This is a genomic window from Shewanella sp. 10N.286.51.B2, from assembly GCF_041469265.1.
Taxonomy (GTDB): Bacteria; Pseudomonadota; Gammaproteobacteria; order Enterobacterales; family Shewanellaceae; genus Shewanella.
The window spans coordinates 1-5,764 of record NZ_JBFRKH010000062.1 but is presented as its reverse complement, the minus strand read 5'-3'; the positions used below and the strand labels follow the sequence as shown (position 1 = coordinate 5,764).

The 5,764-nt window shown below is 36.7% G+C and carries 3 protein-coding genes; all 3 read left to right on the top strand.

Annotated elements, in window-relative coordinates; genetic code table 11:
- Nucleotides 1–137: 137 nt before the first annotated feature.
- A complete protein-coding gene (locus AB4140_RS16275) occupies nucleotides 138–668 on the top strand; it encodes a transposase (RefSeq protein WP_303414993.1) in 531 nt (176 codons plus the stop codon).
- Between the two features lie 108 nt (nucleotides 669–776).
- Entirely contained in the window at nucleotides 777–1,175 is a 399-nt protein-coding gene (locus AB4140_RS16270; RefSeq protein WP_372001745.1) for a hypothetical protein, read from the top strand.
- Nucleotides 1,176–2,044: 869 nt separating this feature from the next.
- On the top strand, nucleotides 2,045–5,764 hold a 3,720-nt coding region (locus AB4140_RS16265; RefSeq protein ID WP_372001743.1), incomplete at its 3' end, for a tetratricopeptide repeat protein.

Below are 5,764 nucleotides of genomic sequence, written 5' to 3'. Positions count from 1 at the left end.
GTTGAATTTAGTTTATGAGTGAATTTTGGTGATTAATGATGAAATATTCAGTCCTTTGGCAGGAATAATCCCATCAGTAAATGAATGTTGGTGTTGGCAACTCAAAATGAAAGGCGTTATGTTATAACTTTAAAATAATGGGTGGCTATGTATTTAGCCAAACAGGCAAAGTCAGCAAGGCAGATATGGCATTGAGCATGATAGCCAGGCTGTACCGAATTGAAACGAAAATACAATCACTCAGTCTTGAAGAGCGACTGTATTTTAGGCGCACGCACTCACGTGCCCAACTGGCACTATTTAAGCAATGGCTGGATAAATCAGCGGAGCAAGTGTCAAAGCAAAGCGCCCTGGGCCAAGCCATACACTACAGTCTCAATCAATGGTCAAAGCTCAGTCGTTACGTAGAAGACAGCCGACTCAATATAGACAACAACCGTGCAGAACGCGCAGTAAAACCATTTGTGATAGGGCGTAAGAATTGGCTGTTTAACCACAATCATCGTGGTGCAAAGGCCAGTGCTATTTTGTACAGCATAATAGAAACGGCCAAAGCCAATGGGCTAACGCCATTCGATTACATTGAACACTGTTTAGAACAAGTATCTCACCCTAATTGCGTCCTCAATAGCCTTTTACCCTGGCGCGTTAATCTAAGCAAGGCGTAGTTCACCGGACGCTTACTCTATACCACTACATATCGATGCTGTAACATTTCACAAAGGGTACTCTCGTCTACTATACTGTTCAAAACAACAGCAATTTTCGAGTGGGATATGGCTTATATTTTTGGTTTTTTTCTATTTCTGATATTTGTTTTTATAACAAAAAGTTTATTTCAACTACTCAGTTCTATTTTAAAATTTCTTCTTTCTGATGAAAAATTAACTCTCCAAATTTTTAAGAACTACGTTTCTGCCATATTATTATCTATTGCTATTTTCATTTGCATTGGCGGTTTGTTTTATTTTACTAATGATGAAAATGGACATTTATCATGGCATATTCTGCTTTTTGATATCTTTTTTATTCTATTTATTCAAGTAGCTGATGGTATTATGGATAGTAAAAAAGAGGACAAAATAATTTCAATCATAGGTATATTCCCTTTTATATGGGCTTTATACTCAGGGTTTGCCGCAACTGTTTTTGATATCGCTAATCAATTGTTATAATTGCAATTTAAATAACTTATTCTTCGCTTCACTTCGATCGTAAAGTCCAGAAAAGTAATCCCAAACTCATGATGAATTCCTCTAATTTTTGTGACATTAGCTTATTTTTACCAATAGATTTGAACATAGAATGCTAACTATTGACTGGAGAGATGATATTAAACGGCTTCAAAAGTAAGTGTACCTCCGAAGTTAGCTAGTATCACTCTGATTTTAGCTAGTTAGAATATTTAATCATTTTCATTTATACAAAACGTATAGACACTTTGATTACAGTGTAAAAAGCACCTGATAATACCTATAATTAAATTACTGTTTCATCATTAATAATTTAGTCTAAAAACTATTTTTTTAATTTCAACTCTCTGTTCTATAACGCTCTATTACCCCAACGGAACCTTTACTCGCATAAGTGATTTTTATTCTTGGAGTTTCTTCAACGAACACAAAGCCGGAACAGTAGATCGACTGATCTTTGACTCTCCTCAAAATTTACAGTTCACTAAACTCTGAAATGTTATTTCATAAAACGGATTAGGGGCACCAGAAAGAGTGTGAGAGCAGTTATCTACTATAATATGTTCATATTTATTTGAAAGAAATTTAACAAAACTTGCGAAATTTCAATGTATTACTGTTTAGTTTATGATCCTTATAACTCCTAGGAATCCATACTCTTTACATAGCTCACTAATCTAACTAGATTATCTCTCGCTATAAGCTAAACTGAAGTTTTAAAAAATATTGTCACTATAGAATTTAATTAATTGTTCGTATCTGCCTTTATTGTTGATATCTCAAGTTTTAAGTATGCTCATTCAAGAAGGTGTCATAGTCTAATTTATTGTTAAATATAAGGTTTATTGCCAATGTCTGTTCTGGGGTATTTATCAAACTATCATAATGATCTTCTATGTTCTCAGCAAACTCCTCTGCTTATTGAACTTAACCAAGATGAAATTAAGCGCTTATATAACGATACTAATAAAATACAACGGCAGAGTTTACCTGCACTAGTGGCAAAAAGGGTTTATGATAAAAATAAAGATAATAAAGCCAGCAACATTATCGTAGTTGACGGGGATGCTGTTACTTCGTCAGTTAGCTTTGCCTTACTTGAAAGCGTTCTCGAGCAGCTACGTCATGAACTCAAAGGTATTAAGAACCTTGCTACATTAAAAGAGTCGTTGAAAACTGCAACCTCGATTGCAACAGGGGGCCTGCTTAATGATTTCATAGGGGATCACTTAGATAAAGGCTTTAACTTTATATTTGATGAGGTTGGCGGACATTTCACTAATCTGTTCTCCGATGTTGCAATAAATAATATCGATCTATCTAAGACGGTTTTAAGTAGTGTAGAAGATTTGTTGCATGATTATGCTGGCAACAGCTTGGGTGATGTGATTGATAATATAAATAAGCAAAATTTGTATTTATCAGCCTCTGCAAAATCGGAAATTAATTCCTTATCGAATACTTTTTCAAAAAGCCTAAAAATAGATGCCTTTCAATTGACGTTCAAGCTGTTATTGGCTACTGCAATAGATGCCCCAAAGCTGATTTATATTAACAACCCACATAAATTAGATAACAACTCTATCGGATTGCTATCGCTCTTACTTTCTTTTGCAAAAAATCAAAAAGATAATGATAAATACATTGGTCTTTCAATACTCTACACCTACACAGACAAACATTTCCAGCTTTATGGTGACGTTGATGAAGCACTTCAAAATAAACAGCAATTATTACTTGCACAGCGTCAGTTTGCACAGCGCTATGCGATGTTAGAAAAACCAGGTAGTGATATTCCTGTCGTAGCTGTTAAATCATCGCTATTTATCGGTCGCGATGAAGAGCTTAAGCAGTTAAAAGATCAATTTATTCATCGTAAGCCGACTACTTTGTCGGTAATTTCAGGTGAACCTGGCATAGGAAAAACAGCCTTAGTTAATCAGCATTTAGCGAATATTCAGAAGCATACCGAAAACATCACTTTAACCTTACTTAATGAAGTTGGGCATAGTTCTAGCAATACAGGCTTAAGCTCAATAGAGAAGAGTATTCTAGATGAAACTAAAAGGCTTGAATTGGTAGCTGGGTGGAAGGACAAAGGTGTCAACTTTTTAAAAAATATAGCAAGCAAAGATAATGCGATTAAAGCAATTGGTACAATCTTACCAGGAGTAGATAAAGCTCTGAGTGTTGCTGATGCAGGTTTTCAACGTGTGATGCTTGATAATCATGTTGATAGAGTCATACAAAGCAGTTGGGGGGATTTAGACAACAAAAAAACGGATGAAAAGCAGCGTCAATTTGATAATTTAGATAAGGCTATCGAAAAACTTAAGGGTATCTGCTCAGAGCCATTGCCTATGGTGCTGTTTATTGATGATTTACAATGGATAGATGATACAGCGAGTGAATACATTTTAACTCGTTTATTACAACAACCCGATTTGTACATAGTGACTACATTACGCCCGGGTGACGCTGCAACTGCATTAAAGTCAAAACAGGCTTCTCAATCTTTACATGAGTATTCGATAGCATTATTTAAAGCTTGTGAAGTTAGAGGTTTTGAGGCATGTAGAGAAGGTATTGATAGTGGTGATTTAAAAGCTGAAATAGTACCTCTTAATGGTTTTAACAAACTATTGCTCACCGAGCTTGTGACTAAGGTAATCCAGGGTGAAGCGGCGCAACATGAATCATTATCTAACTCAATTTTTTCCACGCTTGCAAGTTCTGAGGCTAATAGCGTGAACTCCCTTTTTGCAATCGAAACCATTAACATGCTGTGTGATAAAAAGTTATACAGTGATAATGAGTTCGAGCGTTTAATTTTTGATAACCCTCTTCGCTTTAATCCGGATATTAAAGATATTGAGAATGCATTAGCATGGACTTTTTTAACACTACAAAAGAAGTATCAAGCTTCACTTTCTCATGCAAACCAATCAAGCAATGGTCAAAGCTTTAACTTAATGGCTTATGCAGTGCTTGAAGAACGTTTACATCTTTTAAAAATACACCTTGGTGAACAAGGCAATGCGGCTGTAAATACGTTGCTATTTTCATCGCTGCTTGGTGCACCATTTTCTTCTAGTTTGGTTGATAAAGTGATAACTGCGGTTGCGAGTACAGATGTCCTTGAGTTGTGCCCACTAAAAACACACCTAGTCGGCAGTGAGTCTGATACATATTTACGCTCTGAACATTACGCGATTATTGATGAGGTATATGAGATTTTACGTCGATTGTCAGTTAACGATGATAAATACCAATACCGACATGGTTTATTGCATACATTTTTAGACAAACAGTTTGATTATTTGCTTGATAGTGTACTCATCGACAACACCGTTAAGGCTAAAGATGAACTAATTAAATTAATAGTTAGCGCAATTAATAGTGTAATACCGTTGGGGGATTTACATTCTAAAGCTATCCAGGCATTAACTACAGAACAAATAAACATTAAGTTATTTTATCAAAGCGTTAATATAAATGTTTTATCTAAAGGTTTTATGTTTAATCCAAAGGAGTGGGCAGTAGACTACACCACAAGCCTAATTAAACAGGCATTGTCATATCAGCAAAATAACCAAGTAAGCGAAGCTATAGCGCTTGAAGAAAAAGTGTTGGCTATCTGTGAGGCTTATTACCAACAAGCACCAGATGTGTGGGCAAGATACTACACCATAAGCCTAAGTAACCTGGCATTTTTTTATCAGCAAAATAACCAAGTACGTGAAGCCATAGCGCTTCAAGAAAAAGCGTTCGCTATCTGTGAGGCTTATTACCTGCAAGCAGCAGATGTGTGGGCAAAAGACTACACCACAAACCTAAATAACCTGGCATCTTTTTATCAGCAAAATAACCAAGTACGTGAAGCCATAGCGCTTCAAGAAAAAGCGTTGGCTATTCTTGAGGCTTATTACCAACAAGCAGCAAATGTGTGGGCAAAAGACTACACCACAAGCCTAAATAACCTGGCATTGTCTTATCAGCAAAATAACCAAGTACGTGAAGCTATAGCGCTTCAAGAAAAAGCGTTGGCTATTCGTGAGGAATATTACCTGCAAGCACCAGATGTGTGGGTAGAAGACTACACCACAAGCCTAAATAACCTGGCATCTTCTTATCGGAAAAATAACCAAGTACGTGAAGCCATAGCGCTTCAAGAAAAAGGGTTGGCTATTCGTGAAGAATATTACCTGCAAGCAGCAGATGTGTGGGCAGAAGTCTACACCACAAGCCTAAATAACCTGGCATTGTCTTATCAACAAAATAACCAACTGAGCGAAGCTATAGCGCTTCAAGAAAAGGCGTTGGCTATCTGTGAGGCTTATTACCTGCAAGCACCAGATGTGTGGGCAGAAGGCTACACCACAAGCCTAAATAACCTGGCATTGTCTTTTCAGCAAAATAACCAAGTACGTGAAGCCATAGCGCTTCAAGAAAAGGCGTTGGCTATCTGTGAGGCTTATTACCAACAAGCGCCAGATGTGTGGGCAGGAAAGTACACACTCAGCCTGAATAACCTGGCATCTTTTTATCAGCAAAATAACCAAGTAAGCGAA

Bases quoted from the DNA above. Each gene is read 5' to 3' on its own strand.
- AB4140_RS16275 (WP_303414993.1), top strand. From the start codon at position 138: ATGGGTGGCTATGTATTTAGCCAAACAGGCAAAGTCAGCAAGGCAGAT.
- AB4140_RS16270 (WP_372001745.1), top strand. From the start codon at position 777: ATGGCTTATATTTTTGGTTTTTTTCTATTTCTGATATTTGTTTTTATA.